This window comes from Arthrobacter sp. Leaf337, from assembly GCF_001423745.1.
Taxonomy (GTDB): Bacteria; Actinomycetota; Actinomycetes; order Actinomycetales; family Micrococcaceae; genus Arthrobacter.
On record NZ_LMPC01000012.1, the window covers coordinates 327,412 to 343,229 of the forward strand.

Annotated in this window: 16 protein-coding genes and 3 tRNA genes; 4 read left to right on the forward strand and 15 right to left on the reverse strand. The window is 65.3% G+C overall.

The features are described from left to right. Positions 1–234: 234 nt before the first annotated feature. Both ASF98_RS10670 and ASF98_RS10675 read left to right on the forward strand, forming a co-directional pair. A complete protein-coding gene (locus tag ASF98_RS10670; RefSeq protein WP_055801287.1) occupies positions 235–1,041 on the forward strand; it encodes an exodeoxyribonuclease III in 807 nt (268 codons plus the stop codon). A gap of 10 nt (positions 1,042–1,051) precedes the next feature. Next, positions 1,052–2,020: a hypothetical protein gene (locus ASF98_RS10675; protein WP_055801290.1), complete on the forward strand. Its 969-nt coding sequence runs from the start codon at positions 1,052–1,054 to the stop codon at positions 2,018–2,020. A gap of 12 nt (positions 2,021–2,032) precedes the next feature. On the opposite strand, the gene ASF98_RS10680 is transcribed toward ASF98_RS10675, so the two are convergent. From ASF98_RS10680 to ASF98_RS10700, 5 genes are all read right to left on the reverse strand, one after another. Beyond that, a complete protein-coding gene (locus ASF98_RS10680) occupies positions 2,033–3,097 on the reverse strand; it encodes a LacI family DNA-binding transcriptional regulator (protein ID WP_055801293.1) in 1,065 nt (354 codons plus the stop codon). Positions 3,098–3,197: 100 nt separating this feature from the next. Then, complete coding sequence (locus ASF98_RS10685; protein ID WP_055801296.1) at positions 3,198–3,464, reverse strand: hypothetical protein; 267 nt, start codon at positions 3,462–3,464, stop codon at positions 3,198–3,200. Then, the gene (locus ASF98_RS10690) at positions 3,464–4,360 is read right to left on the reverse strand and encodes a carbohydrate ABC transporter permease (RefSeq protein ID WP_055801297.1); all 897 of its coding nucleotides are present in this window, start codon (positions 4,358–4,360) and stop codon (positions 3,464–3,466) included. Before ASF98_RS10690 ends, ASF98_RS10685 begins: the two co-directional genes overlap by 1 nt. Continuing rightward, positions 4,357–5,394: a carbohydrate ABC transporter permease gene (locus tag ASF98_RS10695; RefSeq protein ID WP_028272911.1), complete on the reverse strand. Its 1,038-nt coding sequence runs from the start codon at positions 5,392–5,394 to the stop codon at positions 4,357–4,359. Before ASF98_RS10695 ends, ASF98_RS10690 begins: the two co-directional genes overlap by 4 nt. A 6-nt stretch (positions 5,395–5,400) precedes the next feature. After that, complete coding sequence (locus ASF98_RS10700; RefSeq protein WP_055801301.1) at positions 5,401–6,687, reverse strand: ABC transporter substrate-binding protein; 1,287 nt, start codon at positions 6,685–6,687, stop codon at positions 5,401–5,403. Positions 6,688–6,796: 109 nt separating this feature from the next. Between ASF98_RS10700 and ASF98_RS10705 the strand changes: the two genes are divergently transcribed. Then, positions 6,797–8,662 (forward strand): glycoside hydrolase family 13 protein, encoded by a 1,866-nt coding sequence (locus tag ASF98_RS10705; RefSeq protein ID WP_156372367.1) that lies wholly within the window; start codon positions 6,797–6,799, stop codon positions 8,660–8,662. 40 nt (positions 8,663–8,702) lie between these two features. Here ASF98_RS10705 and ASF98_RS10710 read toward each other — a convergent pair whose 3' ends face one another. The 10 genes from ASF98_RS10710 to ASF98_RS10755 form a co-directional block, all read right to left on the reverse strand. After that, positions 8,703–9,314, reverse strand: a complete 612-nt coding sequence (locus tag ASF98_RS10710; RefSeq protein WP_055801307.1) for a hypothetical protein — start codon at positions 9,312–9,314, stop codon at positions 8,703–8,705. After that, entirely contained in the window at positions 9,311–9,979 is a 669-nt protein-coding gene (locus ASF98_RS10715; protein ID WP_055801310.1) for a hypothetical protein, read from the reverse strand. The genes ASF98_RS10710 and ASF98_RS10715 overlap by 4 nt, the downstream gene beginning before the upstream one ends. Further along, on the reverse strand, positions 9,976–10,359 hold the full coding sequence (locus ASF98_RS10720; RefSeq protein ID WP_055801313.1) for a hypothetical protein: 384 nt from the start codon (positions 10,357–10,359) through the stop codon (positions 9,976–9,978). Before ASF98_RS10720 ends, ASF98_RS10715 begins: the two co-directional genes overlap by 4 nt. Next, positions 10,356–10,547, reverse strand: a complete 192-nt coding sequence (locus ASF98_RS10725) for a hypothetical protein (protein ID WP_055801316.1) — start codon at positions 10,545–10,547, stop codon at positions 10,356–10,358. Before ASF98_RS10725 ends, ASF98_RS10720 begins: the two co-directional genes overlap by 4 nt. Beyond that, positions 10,544–11,005, reverse strand: coding sequence for an Asp23/Gls24 family envelope stress response protein (locus ASF98_RS10730; protein WP_055801318.1), 462 nt, complete (start codon positions 11,003–11,005; stop codon positions 10,544–10,546). Before ASF98_RS10730 ends, ASF98_RS10725 begins: the two co-directional genes overlap by 4 nt. 88 nt (positions 11,006–11,093) lie before the next feature. Continuing rightward, positions 11,094–11,543 carry a hypothetical protein gene (locus ASF98_RS10735; protein ID WP_055801321.1) on the reverse strand — a complete coding sequence of 150 codons (450 nt, stop codon included), beginning with the start codon at positions 11,541–11,543 and terminating at the stop codon, positions 11,094–11,096. A 222-nt stretch (positions 11,544–11,765) separates the two neighbouring features. After that, a complete protein-coding gene (locus tag ASF98_RS10740; RefSeq protein ID WP_055801323.1) occupies positions 11,766–13,361 on the reverse strand; it encodes a glycoside hydrolase family 68 protein in 1,596 nt (531 codons plus the stop codon). Between the two features lie 877 nt (positions 13,362–14,238). Continuing rightward, positions 14,239–14,314 (reverse strand) — tRNA-Phe (locus tag ASF98_RS10745). A gap of 48 nt (positions 14,315–14,362) precedes the next feature. Continuing rightward, positions 14,363–14,436: transfer RNA gene (locus ASF98_RS10750), tRNA-Asp, on the reverse strand. A gap of 93 nt (positions 14,437–14,529) precedes the next feature. Beyond that, a tRNA-Glu gene (locus tag ASF98_RS10755) sits at positions 14,530–14,602 on the reverse strand. A gap of 173 nt (positions 14,603–14,775) precedes the next feature. Here ASF98_RS10755 and ASF98_RS10760 point away from each other — a divergent pair. Beyond that, positions 14,776–15,798 carry a PHP domain-containing protein gene (locus ASF98_RS10760; protein WP_055801325.1) on the forward strand — a complete coding sequence of 341 codons (1,023 nt, stop codon included), beginning with the start codon at positions 14,776–14,778 and terminating at the stop codon, positions 15,796–15,798. Positions 15,799–15,818 lie beyond the last annotated feature (20 nt).

Below are 15,818 nucleotides of genomic sequence, written 5' to 3' on the forward strand. Positions count from 1 at the left end.
GCGCGCCACCTGGCCACCGCCGTCGAGCGCCGCTGAGCGCCGCCGGGGCGGGCGACGGCGAGGTGGCGACCCGGTGGGGCCCGCCGTCGTGACCTTCTTTGCTGGCTTCCGTCCCCGTAGTCGCCGTGCGCCCCGCGTGTTTGCCCCCACCTTCTTGGCGAAACAGGGTCACGACGGCGGCAAAGAGCTGCGCTGGACAGATGCCCGGCGCCCAAGTTCGGTAAGTTAGGAACTGTGAAGATTGCTACCTGGAATGTGAACTCCCTCCGTGCCCGCGCCGACCGTGTGGAGGCCTGGCTCGAGCGCAGTGACTGCGACGTGCTGGCCATCCAGGAAACCAAGTGCAAGGACGACAATTTCCCCTGGGAACTCTTTGAGCGCATGGGCTACGAGGTGGCCCACTTCGGCGTGAGCCAGTGGAACGGCGTGGCTATCGTCTCGCGCGTGGGGCTTGAGGACGTGGAACGCTCCTTCCTTGACCAGCCGGTCTTCGGCAAGAACGGAAAAGACCCCGTTCAGGAGGCCCGCGCCATCGGCGCCACATGCGGCGGCGTCCGGGTGTGGAGCCTCTATGTTCCCAACGGCCGCTCGCTCGATGACGAGCACATGCCCTACAAGCTCAGCTGGCTGGACATGCTGAAAACGCACGCCCAGACCTGGGTCACTGATAACCCCGAGGCGCAGATCGCCCTGATGGGCGACTGGAACATCGCACCGCAGGACGACGACGTCTGGGACATTGACTTCTTCCGCGCCAACGCCATGACCCATGTCAGCGAACCCGAGCGCGCCGCCTTCCACGCCTTCGAAGCCGCCGGGTTCCAGGACGTCGTCCGTCCGCACACGCCGGGCCCGGGCGTCTACACCTACTGGGACTACACGCAGCTCCGCTTCCCCAAGAAAGAGGGCATGCGGATCGACTTCGTCCTGGCCTCCCCCGCCCTCGCCGCCCGCGTGACCGGTGCCTCGATCGACCGTGAGGAACGCAAGGGCAAGGGCGCTTCGGACCACGCACCAGTCATCGTGGAACTGGCCGACTGATGGGGCCGCGATGACGGGCAACATCTACCGGGGCCAGGCGGGCCTGCCTTTCTCCTCCGCACTGCGGATCTACGAGCCGCTCACCGCTTTTCCGGAGGATCAACGCGCAGCGCTCCGGGCGGCAGGTGCCAGGACTGCTTCCCGCGCGGCGGTGGAAAACGCTGAGCTGCAGGCGTCCCTCGGCCGGATCACCCGCCCCGGCGGCGACCCCTTCCCCACCGGGCGCACCGACCTGGTCCGGGTCATTCCGGCTCCCCCGGAGCCGAAACAGCCAATGACGCAGAAGTCTTCCGGCGCACCCGATGCGTCCGGGACGTCCGACGCCGGCGGGCAGGGTGACGCCGTTGCCGGCACCGCAGCTGCAGGCGCCGATAGTGAAGAACAGGCTCTGCTGTACTGTCCCAGCCAGCTGGTGCTGCGGGCCGGACTGGCTGCCAACGCCCTCATGGAGGGTGTCCACGGTCCGCTCGCTGAGCTGCTGATTCCGGAGGAACAGCGGGATAAGCACCAGGAGCGCATTGACCTGGTGAAGGCCCGCGAGGGCACCAGCCGCGTCCACACGCGGGCGTCCACCTGGGGCATCCCCTTCAGCTGGTTCTCGCTCTTCCAGGAATCCGATCCCCAAGATGTGGTGGAGTCGGACGGACGGATCGTCACGGTCCGGGTATGGGCACCGATCGGTGCAGCGCTGGAACGCGTCCGATATGCCGTAGCCAACCTTGCCCTGGCAGCCCCCGACCTGGACATGCTGGACGACATGACCCAGCTCACCGAGTGGCTGGAACTCTTCCACCCCGGTTCGGTGGTGGAACTGGATTACGGTGCGGTGGCGGACAAGGTGTACCCGGATGAGTCACCCATGGACGTGCGCCTGGGCATCGAATGCCTGGCCGAGGGAGACATGACCGGAGCCGCGGCGGCCTACCGCCGGCTGGCCTCGCGCTGGATTCCCATCAGGCAGCTGGCGCGGGCCTCCTAAACCTGTGCGCGGCTAAACCTGCGCGCGGGACGGGGGCGGCGCCGTCGTCCTTCTAACGATCAGCTGGTGGGGCGCGACCTGCGAGTGGACCGCCCCCACGGCGCCGTCCAGTTCGTCCAGCAGCATCTTGGTGCCCAGTTCGGCCTGTTCGTCAGGCCGCTGCCTCACAGTGGTCAGCCCCATGGCGTCCGAGAAGTCATGGTCGTCGATCCCGATGACGGACAGGTCCTCAGGGATCCGTACGCCCATTTTGGTGGCCTCGAAAATGACCCCCATGGCCATCTCGTCCGACGCGCAGAAGATGGCGGTGGGCTTCGGGCCGGGCCGGGCCCACATCCTGGTGAAGGCGTCCTGGCCGCTGCGCACCGTGAAGTCGCCCCACTCGTCCCATTCCGGGCGCACAGTCAGCCCGGATCCTGCCATGACATCCTGGAACGCCTTGATACGGACGCGGGGAACATCGAAGTTGAGGTCGGTTTCGTCGTCGCCGTGCAGTAGCGCGATGTCCTTGTGGCCCAGGCTGATCAGGTGCCGGACGGCAGTGGACGCCGCGGCGTAGTCGTCAATGCCGATGTAGGGGCACTCCTCCACGTGGCCGCCGACCACCACCAGGGGAATGTCGATCTTCTGCAGGTGTTCGAGTTCCTCATGGGTCAGCGCCATACAAAGCACCAGCAGGGCATCGATCTGCTTGTAGACCATGGTCTTGCTGAAGAGCCGCTCGCGGTTGCTGCCGTGGCCGCCCAGGTTGAACAATGAGAGGTTGTACTGGCGCGCGTGCAGTTCCCGGTCCGCGCCCTCGATCGCCTTGGAGAAGAACCAGCGGCTGACGAACGGCGCCAGCACACCGATGGTTTTTGTCCGCCCGGTGGCCAGGCCCGACGCGGAGGAAGATGCCACGTAGCCCAAAGCGCCGGCCACCTCGAGAATTTTTTCCCGGGTGGCCGGCGAAACCCTGGGCAGTCCGCGGACTGCGCGCGAGACTGTAGCTGTGGAAACCCCGGCTGCTGCGGCGACGTCCTCAATGCTGACGCCGGAATGGCCGCCCCTTTGAGCCCTGTCTGTTGTGCGTGCCACGGTTTCCCCTTGCTTGCTGTTCGCAGATTCTTGCTACCTGGGTGTTCCTGCGGCAACAAGCCAGTCTATTCCGCTTCAGCTTTGAGCCTTTGATCAGCTCCTATTTCTTACGTGTAGCGGTCCGGGCCGGCAGACGCCGGCGGAGCCGCACCATCCCGTACAGCGCCAGTAACGTGGCCAGCAGGCCCAGCGCCCAGCCGAGGGCCGGCTGGGTGGTCACCTCCATCCAGACGGTGACCACCAGCAGCACGACGGCCCAGAAGCCCAGGAAGCCGATGATGATGTCGAAGTCCTCGCCGGAGCGGGCACGCTTGTGCTCACTGCGAACGAGCCCCTGGTTCTGTTCCTTGCCCGTTGCCGAACCCATCACTTAACAGCGCCGGCGGTGAGGCCGGCAACAATCTTGCGCTGGAAGACCAGGACCAGGATCACCAGTGGAATGGTGACGATGGTTCCGGCGGCCATGATGGCCGTGTACGGAATCTGGTTCGGTTGTGCGCCGGCGAAGCTTGCGATGGCAACCGTTACCGGCTGGGTCGCGTCGCTGGACAGCTGGCTGGCAATCAGGAATTCATTCCAAGAGGAGATGAACGCCAGGATGGCCGTGGTGAAGATGGCCGGTGCCGCCAGCGGCAGGATCACCTTTCGGAATGCCTGCCCCTGGGTGCAGCCGTCCACCCGCGCCGATTCCTCAAGCTCCCATGGCATTTCGCGGAAGAAGGAGGTCATCGTGTACACGGTCAGAGGGAGCACGAAGGAGATGTTCGGGATGATCAGCGCCTGGTACGTGCCCATCCAGCCGATGTTGGTGAAGAGCTGGAACAGCGGAGTGATGAGGGCGACGCCCGGGAACATGGATGCGCCAAGGATGAAGCCCAGCACCAGATATTTGAACCGGAAGTTCAGTCGCGCGAGGGCGTAGGCCGCGAAGACACCGATAAGCAACGACACCACCGTGACGACGACGCCGATGAAAACACTGTTGAGCAGTGCCTGGCCGAACCTGTTGCCGAAGGAGGTATCGAAGGCCGTATTGAAGTTATCCAGCGTGACATGGGTGGGCAGGATCGAGGTGTCGTAGGTGAAGCCCACCTCGCGGAAAGCAGTCACCACCATCCAGTAGGCCGGCGCAAGGCACCAGATCAGGACGACGACGGCGCTGATGTACGTGCGTCCCTGCGCCCACTTCTCCCTGTTCTGGGCTGCCTTCCGGCCCCGGTCCTGCTGTGCCCTGAGGGCAGTGGTGGCTGTCCCGGCGCTCATTTCTTCCCCTTACCAGTGGCTCCGCTTTGCTCCACGACGTTCGCACCAAGGAAGCGCACAAAGATGAACGCAACCAGGAAGATGATGATGAACGTAATGGTGGACAATGCTGCCGCCGCGTTGAACCCTTGTCTGATCTGGTTGATCACCAGGATGGACAGCGTAGTGGTGTTGTTGGCACCGCCGGTAAGGATGTACGGGAGGTCGAACATCCGGAGTGCATCCAGCGTGCGGAACAGGACTGCCACCATCAGCGCCGGCTTGACCAGCGGAAGGGTGATCATCCGGAACCGCTGCCAGGTGGTCGCGCCGTCAACCTTGGCGGCCTCATAGACCTCCGCAGGAATCATCTGGAGGCCGGCCAGGATCAGCAGTGCCATGAACGGCGTGGTCTTCCAGACGTCTGCAATGATCACGGCCCACTTGGCCGGCCACTCACTGCCCGTCCACAGGATGGTGGTGTTGAACAGCTTGTTGGCGATGCCTTCGAAGGCGAAAATGAACAGCCAGAGCTTGGCGGTCACGGCGGTGGGAATGGCCCAGGGAACCAGGACTGCTGCACGGACCAGGCTGCGTCCCCGGAACGTCCTGGCCATGATGAGGGCCATCCAGAAACCGAGGACGGTCTCCAGCGTCACGGTGACCACGGTGAAGAAGAACGTGGTGGCCGTGGCTGACCAGAACTGGGCACCGAGGGTTCCGGGCGGGCAGGCAACAGTGCCGCCACCAGGAGCGGAGCACTGCTGGGCCAGCCAGTTCACATAGTTCTGGACGCCTGCCGGGCCGCCGGCCGTGAACAGCCCGGTGACCGGATCCAGGCCGGCGTCCTTCTGGAAGGACATCACGAGTGCGCTGATGATCGGGTAAACGATCACTACCGCCAGCGCGATGATGGTGGGGGCGAGGAGCCAGGAAGCCCACTTGCCCTGGCTGAGGATCTTGTTGTCCTCACCGACGCCCTTGGGTCCGTGATGGATCGGGGTACCGCCCGACGCCGGTGATTTTACCGGCGTCGGGCCCAATTCGGTTGACATGAGTGGCTACTGTCCCGCGCTAGCGGACTCGATGGACTTCTGCATGTCAGACAGTGCGCTTTCCACGGTCTTCTCTCCCTTGATAGCGGAGTAGGCATTTTCCTGGATGGCCTTGGTAACCGCCGGGTAGAACGGCGATACCGGGCGCGGCACGGCGTTCTCGATGGAGGTCTTCAGGACCGGAAGGTACGGCAGCTTGGCGACGAGTTCCTTGTCCTCGTACAGGCTACCGAGCACGGGTGCCAGCGAACCCTGGGTGGCGAAGAACTTCTGCTGCTCTTCGGCCGTCAGAAACTTCACGAAGTCCAGGGCAGTGGCCTTGTTCTTGGAGTACACGCTCACAGCCGCGCTGTGACCACCCAGCGAGGAGGCACCGGGACCGTCCGCACCGGGCAGTGCGGTCATGCCCAGGACATCCTTGACCTTGGACGATGCTTCAGTGGTGGCCAGGTTGTACACGTAAGGCCAGTTGCGGTGGAAGAGAAGCTTGCCGTCCTGGAATGCCTGACGTCCTTCCTCTTCCTGGTAGGTGATGGCTTCCTTCGGGATGTTGCCGTCCGCGTAGGCCTTCGCCAGGTTCTCGAGGCCGGTCTTGGCTTCCGGAGTATTCAGGCTCGGCTTGCCGTCCTTGTCCAGCACGGAACCGCCGAAGGAGTTGATCGCCTCGGACGCATTGACGGTGAGGCCTTCATACTTCTTGAACTGGCCCGCATAGCAGCCGATATTGTTGGCCTTGGCGATGGAGCACATCTGCATCATCTCGTCCCAGGTCTTGGGCGGAGTGGGGACGAGATCCTTGCGGTAGTAGAGGATGCCGCCATCGGAAGACACCGGTGCCGCGTAGAGAGTGCCCTTGTAGGAGCCTGCCTCAATGGTGGGCTCCAGCATCCCCTTGGTGTCTACCGCCATCTTGTCCTTCAGCGGCTGCAGCCAGCCCTTGGCGGCGAACTCGGCAGTCCACACAACGTCGACGCTGGCAACGTCGTAGTTCGGGTTCTTCGCCTGGTAATTCTGGACCAGGTCATCGTGCTGCTGGTCAGCGGCGTCGGTCTGCTCCTTGAACGTGACCTTCTCGTTCGGGTGCGCAGCGTTCCATTTGTCGACCAGCGGGCGGACGACGTTGCTGTTGTCCTTGCCCTGGACGTAGGTGATGGGGCCGCGGCCGTCGAGGCCTTGTTCAGCGTCGCCGCCGCCACCCCCGCCCGTGGTGCCGCCGCCGCCTCCGCAGGCGGACAGGGTTAACGCTAGGACGCCGGCGGCAGCGGCCGGCAAAAGGAACTTAGGGGATTTCATAAAGGAGACTCCTCGCTGAGTGTCGAGCAAAATCGGCGGTGCGGTTGAAGTGGTGCCCATCACACTAGTAACGTTGCGGTGAGAAATGCAAGCGTTTACACCGAAGTTTATGGAAAGGATATCTGTGGCACACAGCCCAGTCCCGACAGACGGTTCCTCGATTCCGAAGTGGTGGGCCAGCGCCGTCGTATACCAGGTCTACCCGCGGTCCTTTGCCGATGCCAACGGAGACGGGATGGGCGATCTGAGCGGTGTGACGGCGCATTTGGACTACTTGCAGGGGCTCGGCGTGGATGCCGTGTGGCTGTCTCCCTTCTACAAGTCGCCGCAGGCCGACGCCGGGTATGACGTGGCGGATTACCGTCAGGTGGATCCGCTTTTCGGCGCCCTGGCGGACTTCGATGAGATGTTGCAGAAAGCTCACCGGCTGGGCTTGAAGGTCATCGTTGACCTGGTCCCCAACCACACCTCGGACGAACACGCCTGGTTCCAGGCGGCACTCGCCGCGCCCCCGGGTTCGCGGGAGCGCGACCGGTACATGTTCCGGCCGGGCAAGGATTCCGTCCCCGGATCGGGAGACGGCGACCTGGCGCCGAACAACTGGAAATCCATCTTCGGCGGACCGGCCTGGACCCGCGTTACGGAGGCCGACGGCAGGCCCGGCCAATGGTACCTGCACCTCTTTGACACCAAGCAGCCGGACCTGAACTGGGACAATGCCGAGGTCCAGGAGGAGATGCGCTCCGTGCTGCGGTTCTGGCTGGACCGTGGCGTGGACGGCTTCCGTGTGGACGTGGCCCACGGCATGGTCAAGGAAGCGGGCCTGCCGGACTGGGAGGGCTCCGCTGCGATGGTGGAAGGAGCCAGCGAACTGCCGGGCGAAGCCCACGGCGGCCACACCGAGGCCGAGGAACCGCACCGCGCCCACGCTGCCGCTGATTCCGCCGACGAGCACCAGGTGGTCTCGCCGCTTTACCCGCCGTCGCCCTTCTTTGACCAGGACGGCGTGCACGACATCTACCGCGACTGGAACCGGGTGCTGGCCGAGTACGACGGCGACCGCATGATGGTGGCCGAGGCCTGGGTGGAGCCGGCCGAGCGGCTGGCACGGTACGTCCGGCCCGATGAAATGCAGCAGGCGTTCAACTTCGACTTCCTGCTGGCGGGCTGGGATGCGGAGCGGACGGCCGTGGCCGTTGAGGATTCGCTGCGGGCTGCCGCCACGGTGGGAGCCACCACAACCTGGGTCCTCAGCAACCACGACACAGTCCGGCACACCACCCGCTTCGGGCTGAAGGACCCCACCACGTTCCCGAAGGGCATCGCCGCCGAAGACGAACAGCCCGACGCCCGGCTGGGCCTCGCGCGGGCCCGGGCAGCCACCATGGTTTCACTCGCCCTCCCCGGCTCGGCTTATCTCTACCAGGGGGAAGAACTGGGCCTGCCGGAGCACACCACGGTCCCGGCCGAAGCCCGCCAGGACCCCACGTTCTTCCGAACCAACGGAGTGGAGCGGGGGCGCGACGGCTGCCGCGTGCCGCTCCCATGGAAAGCTGCCGAGCCCGGCTACGGATTCGCGTCCGGGTTCACCGGCAGCGCGCCCGCCGCCCCCTGGCTCCCCCAACCCAAATCATTCGGTGAACTGGCCGCGGACCGGCAGGACGGCGTCGACGGTTCCACCTTAGAGCTGTACCGAGCCGCGCTGGCCCTCCGCAAGGAACACCGGCTGGGCGCAGGAACCTTCCGCTGGGCCGATGTGCATGCTCCCGAGGAGGGTGTGCTCGCTTTCCAGAACAGGGATGTCCTGGTGGTCGCCAACATGGGCATCGCCGCGGCCGCGCTGCCGGGGGGCTACCGGGTTGCCCTTGCCAGCAGGCCGGAGGCCGTGACGGACGGCCCGACGGAATCCGGGACGGTGCCGGGAGGCACACGGAAACTTGCGCCCAACTCGGCCGCCTACCTCGTGGCGATCTAGCTGACGGAGACCTGGCTCGTGGCTGTCTGGCGCGCGGGGGCTAGCGGACGCGTTCCGCGCGGCTGAACCGGGAACGGGCGCCGGTGCCGATGTGGATCAGCACCGGGATGCGTTTGCCGACGACGGCGTCGAGCGCCTCCACCAGGGCCGAGACATCCGCGGCGAGGAGGTGCGGAGCCACTCCCTGCCGGGGCTGCAGCCGGATCTTCAGCGCGGGCTCGCCCCGGACTTCGTAGGTGGCCACGGTGGCACCGGCCAGGTCCTGCCGTTCGGCCAACGCCGCCCGCAGCGCCTGCTCGGCAACGCCGCCGCCGATCCGCACATTGCCGGGGACGCCCTCGGCGTCGTCCTCGGCAAGGATCAGGCTGGCGCGGCCCTTGCCCTGCTGGGCCACCCAGGCGACCATCAAGGCAATGACCACTGCGAGTAGCAGCGCAAGGACCGCCCAGAGCCAGCTTTCCTGGCGGCCGGGAATGTTGGTGCGCTGTAACAGCTGGCTCATTCCGCTCCATACACCGGCGGACCACTGCTGCCACCATGATGCCGCCGCGGGGACGGTGGCCAGCACAACCAGCAAGAGTCCGATGGCGAGCAGTTTCAGTCCGAGGATTCCGATCAGGATCCTGTTCAGCGTCCTGGGGGTGCTATTCATGCCCCGATCACTCCTGACGTGGCCACATTGACGCGCACTTCGGGCATCGGTTCCGGAGCCATGTCGCGCAGCTCGTCGAGTACGGCTGCCAGGACGGCGTTTTCGCTGACCGGCACCCCCGAGGTGGGCCGCACGTTGACTATCACCTGACGCTGGGACACCACCACCATCACCTGTTCCTGCGTGACGTTTGCGGCCAGCCTGGCACGGCGGGCAAGGGCGGAGGCGATCACTTCGTCATCAGCCACCACTCCGGCGCGGCGGTCCGGAAGCAGGTGCCGGGCGCGGCGGCCGGGCAGCACTGCATTAAGGAAGAAGAACAGACCCGCCATGGCCGTCACGGCTCCGATGGCGCCAAGCAGCAGCGGGGGGATGCCCTGCGGGAGCGCGATGATGCGTTCTGCGGCGGTCTGCGGATCGATGAGCCACGGCGGCTGCCCGATCGCACGGACTGCGGCCTCGAGGAGTCCGTAGCCGCACAGGATGATCACCAGGACAGCAGCGATTCCGGCCACCCCTGCACGGGAGGAGCGTGTTTCGCGGTCCAGGATCCGGCGCATGCCGGCGCCGCGGGGGTCCGGGGCGCTGACCGCGGAGACTGCACCGGATTCCCCGTTGCCTGCCGCGTGGCTGCCCTTTGAGCGGACGTCGGTGGCGTTGTTCACTGGACCCTTCCCCCTTCGCTGATGGCGGCGCCGCTGATGCGGATGTCCACCCGGCTCAGCTGCGCCCCGCTAAGCTCCGCAACGCGGTGCAGGATCACGGATCTGGCCGCGACGGCGCGGTCCCGGATGGAGCCGCCGAAGCCGGCGACCCGGCCGGGGTCGCGCAGGACCGTGGTGAGCGGCGGAATCCTGATCGGGAGGACCAGCGAGAGGGCCAGCAGGCCGTCGTCGTCGGACCAGTCTGCCCGGACGTCGTGTGCCGGGACGCCCAGCGCTTCAGCGGCGGCGGCCCGGGCCAGGCTGGTGAGCGCCTGGGTACTGATGCGGTTGTGCCCGGCCATCACGGAGCCGCCGGCCACGGTTCCGGCCGTGCTGCTCATGAGGACGAGCGCCGGCCGGTGATGGCGTCGAACACGCTGCGCAGGTCAAGTTTCCCTTCCGCGGCACGGCCAAAGAGGGCTCCGATCCCCATGAAAAGCAGCGAGACCAGGAAGCCCCAGACGCCGAACTGGAAAGCCATAAAGGCCACGAAGGCGCCCACTGCAATTCCCACCACGGTCAGGTTCACTGGATGGCCTCCCTTTCGGTCCGGGCTTCCACGGGCAGTCCGGGCTTTGCCGGCCCCGCCACGTAGACGTCATTGATCTCCACGTTTACCTCGATGACCTGCAGGCCCACTAGCTCTTCGACGGCGGTGTAGACGGCGGCACGGACCTGGTTCGCCAGGGAGTGCAGCGGCGTCCCGTAGACGGCCACGAGGTTGATGTCCACTGCCACCTGCGTCTCGCCGACCTCTGCGTGGACGCCGGCGGCATGGTCCGAGCTGCCGACGGCATCGCGGATGGCTCCGAGGGCGCGGGACGGACCGGTGCCGAGCGAATACACTCCCGGAACGGCCCGGGCTGCGATGCCGGCTACCTTGGCAACTGCCGTTTCGGAAATGACGGTACGTCCGGTGCCGGCCGTCAGGGCAACGGCTGGATCAGCGTGGGCCCCCGGCGCGGGATGTGGGTTCTGGTATTCCATCAGGCACTCCCCTTCTCTTGAACACCACCCTATCCCTTGGCCGCGACAAGCGGCCGGACGCCAGTGAAAATGGCCAGGCCGGAATCCGCTATTTGCAGTTGGCGGCGAGCCAGCCGGTAACGGGGGCCATGGCGGCGTCGAACTTTCCGCTGGAGTACACCGTCTGGTCGCTCAGCCCGGCGACGGCCACCTCGTTGAGGTGGGCAAAATCGGCTTTGAGCTCGTCCGGCACGCGTTCGGCAGTGTCGCTGAGCTCCGTTTTGAGCTGTTCCAGTTCCGCGGTTTTGCCCTGTGCGGCTGAGAGCGGGAACAGCGAGGCGCCGGTGGCCTGCTGGGAGATGGTGGTGCACGCCTCCGCCGCGGAGGAAAAGTCCCCGTATGGTCCGGAGCTTTTGGTGGGGGTGGGTGTCGCCGTTGCCACTGCTGTTGCGGGAGCGGACGACGACGGCGCGCTGCCGGCTTCGGGCGCGGAGCATGCGGTGAGCGCCAGTGCGGCGAAGAGGGCGGCTGCGGTCAGAGGGCGTGAGAGGTTGTTCAAGAGTCACTTTTCTGGTCGAGATTGTGCCGCCCGTTCCGTTTCCGGCTTCAGGCGGCGATGGCGTTCTGTCCCCGGCGTGCGAGTCTAGCCCGGATGGCCTCCGGGATCCCAAGCGGCGGGCGGAAGGTCCTACCTATATAAGGGAAAAAAGCGGCAGGGCCGCCCGGAGAGGTTCCGGACGGCCCTGCTGTTTACTGCGCGTGCTAGCTAGCCAGACGAGGGTTACTTGTAGAGTCCCTCGCCGCCAACCTTGACGTTCGTGGGCAGGTAACCGAACGGACCGAGTCCGTTCTTGCCGAAGGTGCGGTCCACCTTGGACACGCCGTCACGGAAGTTGATCTTCACGGTGGGCGAGAGTGAGCCGCCGCGGACGCCGTTCACGTTGTCGATGAAGGACTGCACCAGGCCACCCGGCTGCACGTAGTGCGAGTAGGCCTGGAACTGGCGGCCGTTCTGGTTCGGAGTGGGTGCTTCCGGGGACTCGGACGGAAGGTTGAGGTCCGTGGGCGAGCCCAGGGCCAGGCCGCTGTTGTTCATCGGCTGGTAGTCGGACCGGACGCCGTCACCGACGAAGCCGTAGACACCGTCGGGGCCGCGCATGCCGGCCGCATAGGTGAACTGGTGGCTGATGGTGAACAGGTAGTACTTGTTCTTCCCGCCTTCGTTCTGGATGAAGATCTGCGGACGCTCGGTCTGGTCGTTGACGCAGTTGGCCGAGAGGACCGGCGGCAGGAAGGACCATTTGGTCAGGTCCTTGTTGTCTGCCACGGCCAGTCCCACGTTGGCGGTCTGGTAGTAGGCGCCGCTGCTGTTGACTTCGTTGAGGCTCTCGGCGTTCGGGTCGCCGGCCTTGTAGCCCAGGTCCTCGGGCTTGCACTCGTATTCGCCGCGCTTGCCGCCGGTGTTGCCTTCGAAAACCATGAAGGTCTTGCCCGGGTGGGCGGGGTCGGCGAACGTGTACGGGTCGCGGAAGGCGAAGCCCGGGTTCTGTGCCTTGTTCTGGTACATCTTGCCGTCCGGTTCCAGCAGTTTGGTGTGCTTGAAGCCGTCGAACGTGACGCCGTTCTTGTCGGCGTGGATGTTGCCGAGTGCCTTGGCAATGGCAGCGTCCGGCGCGATGCCGCCGCCGCCAGCGTTGCGCTCGGCAACGTCGTAGAACGTGGTGGCCGTGTAGAACACGTTGACCTGGTTGCCCTGCATCAGGCGGGTGGAACCGGACCATTCCGTGTTGCCGATGGAGGTGTTGTCCAGGAACAGGTGTCCGCCGTAGTTCCACTTGTCCTTGGCCGGGTCGGCGTTGGTCTTGCGGAAGAAGTAACCGATCCGCGCGTTCCAGTGCCGCTGGTCGAAGCCGTAGCCGGCGTGCCGGTCGGCCACCAGGGAGAAGATGACGTCATAGCCCTTGTAGCTGATCTGGTTGGCGTTCTCGTCAGTCAGGGACCAGGTGTCCCAGACCCAGACGTCGTCGTTCATGGCGGGGAAATCCTCGGGGATTTCCGGCATGGTGACATCCGGACTCATGGAGTTCTGGCCGGGTGCCACGGTGGAGTCGCTCTGCGCCATGATCTGCTTGGCGTCGGCGCGGGTCCACTTTGAGGTGAAGTCCGCCGCCGGATCATACGCCTGCTGGCTGTGATCGGTGGGCAGCGGGAAGCCGGGCGTGGGTGCCGGCATCTGCTGGGTGGCGGGCGGGTCCGAGGGTTCGTTGGCCAGGGCCGAAGGAACCGCAAGGAAGGCGGAAGCCGCCACGGCCGTTGCCAGTGCTGCGGCGGCAGGGCGCCACCGCAGCATCCGGTGTGTATTGGGGTGCTTGTGCATTTGTTGCTCTTCTCGCGGAGTTGAGACCATTCGTGGAAGACGGGCATCTGCCCTCATTCCCCGAAACTCCGGCGTTCCCGATGACACGGCAGGCGTCATCGAGGACGCCTTTGTGTCGAGGGGGACGGGGCTTGGGTAGGGCCCCGGAAGGCGCTTCGGAAAGGAACCCTTTCCTGCGCCGGTCTCTACGCTGGCACGCATAAGCAGGCTTATCAAGCCGTGTTTCGAGCGGCTAAAAACCGAGTTTCGCTCCGTTTGTGCAAGCGCTTACATTGCCCATTGCGCGCGCGTGCCACATCCAATTTTTCGAGTCAAATGTTGCGCGATAAATCAGATTTAGTGTGAAACGTCACCCGCTGGCCACCCGCAATTCATCTGGGCACGACTGCCGGAACGGGTCGTTATGCCGCTGCTGGCGGGATTGAAGACGCCGTCACGCAGCGTGAAGATCCGCGCCAGCCTCGTTCGGGTCCAGGTTCACGTGCCGAGGACCACTTCGGCCGCGTAGCCGGCGGTTCCCGCGTCCACGTCGGCCGCGTAGCCGGCGGCTCCCGCGCGGGGCCCGATAGCCGCAGGAATGTCATCAAGGGCTGCGCGCCAGCCTGATCCCGACGACGCGCAAATCGCCTGGCGACGCGCAAATTACCTGGCGACACCGGAATAAGGGGGGCGCGGGAGCATTTGCGCGTCACAGGGACATTTGCGCGTCGAAACTACTCGGGCGGGCGGGCGGGCATGCGGCCGGGCTCCGTCAGGGGTGACGCAGAGCCCAGTGGGTTGCCCGGGCGGATCTAAGGCCCTGCAACCCGGATATACGAAGGTCAGGCGGGGCGTTAAAGAAGAAAAGCACCAGTTCCGAAGAACTGATGCTTCCCAGTGGTGGCTCCGACCGGCGTCGATCCGGTGACCTTTCGATTTTCAGTCGAACGCTCTACCAACTGAGCTACAGAGCCTAGGTGACATGTCACCTTGACGGCCGGAATTTCTTCTGGCAATCAGAGCGACCCTGACGGGACTTGAACCCGCGACCTCCGCCGTGACAGGGCGGCGCGCTAACCAACTGCGCTACAGGGCCTTGCTTGTTTACTGCTTCAACAGTATCTCTACTGCTTTTTTCAAGGCTTCCAGCCTACCAGACTTTTTCATCCGGTTTGACCACTTCCTTGCGTACCCCCAACGGGATTCGAACCCGTGCCGCCGCCGTGAAAGGGCGGTGTCCTAGGCCGCTAGACGATGGGGGCCTGAACTCAATCCGGCTCATTCAGGGCAAAAATAAAGGGCCGAAGCCTTTCGTTTCCGCCCTTTCGAGTTGCTCCGAACTGGACTATAAAAGTGTAGGGCAGACCTTGGGAATATCCAAAATCGGCATCGCACTCCTGCAGAATTCGGTGCAGGGCGGGTGCAAGATGGACTGATGGATGCCGTTGATGCCCTCAATGAGATCGCCTTCTGGCTGGAACGCGAACTGGCCCCCACGTTCAAGGTTCAGGCCTTCCGGAAAGCGGCCGGCATCATCGGCGGCCTGGATCCGGCCGAGATGGCGGCCCGGGCCCGCAGCGGCAGGCTGAAGAGCATGAAGGGCATCGGGGACAGAACCTTCGAGGTGATCCGGCAGGCGGTCGACGGCGGCGTCCCCGACTACCTGGAAGGGCTTCGCGAACGGGGGCAGCAGCCCCTCGCGGCGGGCGGCACCGAACTGCACTCCGCACTCCGCGGAGACCTGCACAGCCACAGCGACTGGTCCGACGGCGGGTCTCCGATCGAACTGATGGCGAACGCCGCCCGCACCCTTGGCCGGGAGTACCTTGCCTTGACGGACCACTCCCCCAGCCTCAAGATCGCCAACGGGCTGAGCGCCGAACGCCTCACCGAACAGCTCGACACCGTGGCCGGCATAAACAACGACGACGGCGGCAGCTTCCGCCTGCTCGCCGGAATCGAAGTGGACATCCTGGAGGACGGGACCCTGGACCAGTCCCCGGACTTGCTGGACCGGCTGGACGTCGTGGTGGCGAGCGTCCACTCGAAGCTTCGTTCCGATAGGCGCACCATGACCGCCAGAATGCTGGGCGCCATCAGCGATCCGCACATGAATGTGCTCGGCCACTGCACCGGCCGGCTGCTCCAGGGGTCCAGGGGAACACGGCCCGAGTCAGAGTTCGACGCCGAGCGGGTGTTCGCGGCGTGCGCCGAGCAGGATGTCGCCGTCGAAATTAATTCCCGGCCCGAGCGGCAGGATCCGCCGGACGAGCTGATCCGGCTGGCCCTCGATGCCGGCTGCCTCTTCAGCATCGACAGCGACGCCCACGCTCCGGGCCAGTTGGACTTCCTGCAGTACGGCGCCGAGCGGGCCGCCTTGAACGGTGTGCCTGCCGAACGGATCGTCACCACCTGGCCGCTGGACCGGCTGCTGGAGTGGACCGGCCGGGGGAAGTAGCGAGCTGCCGGGGTCCCAGG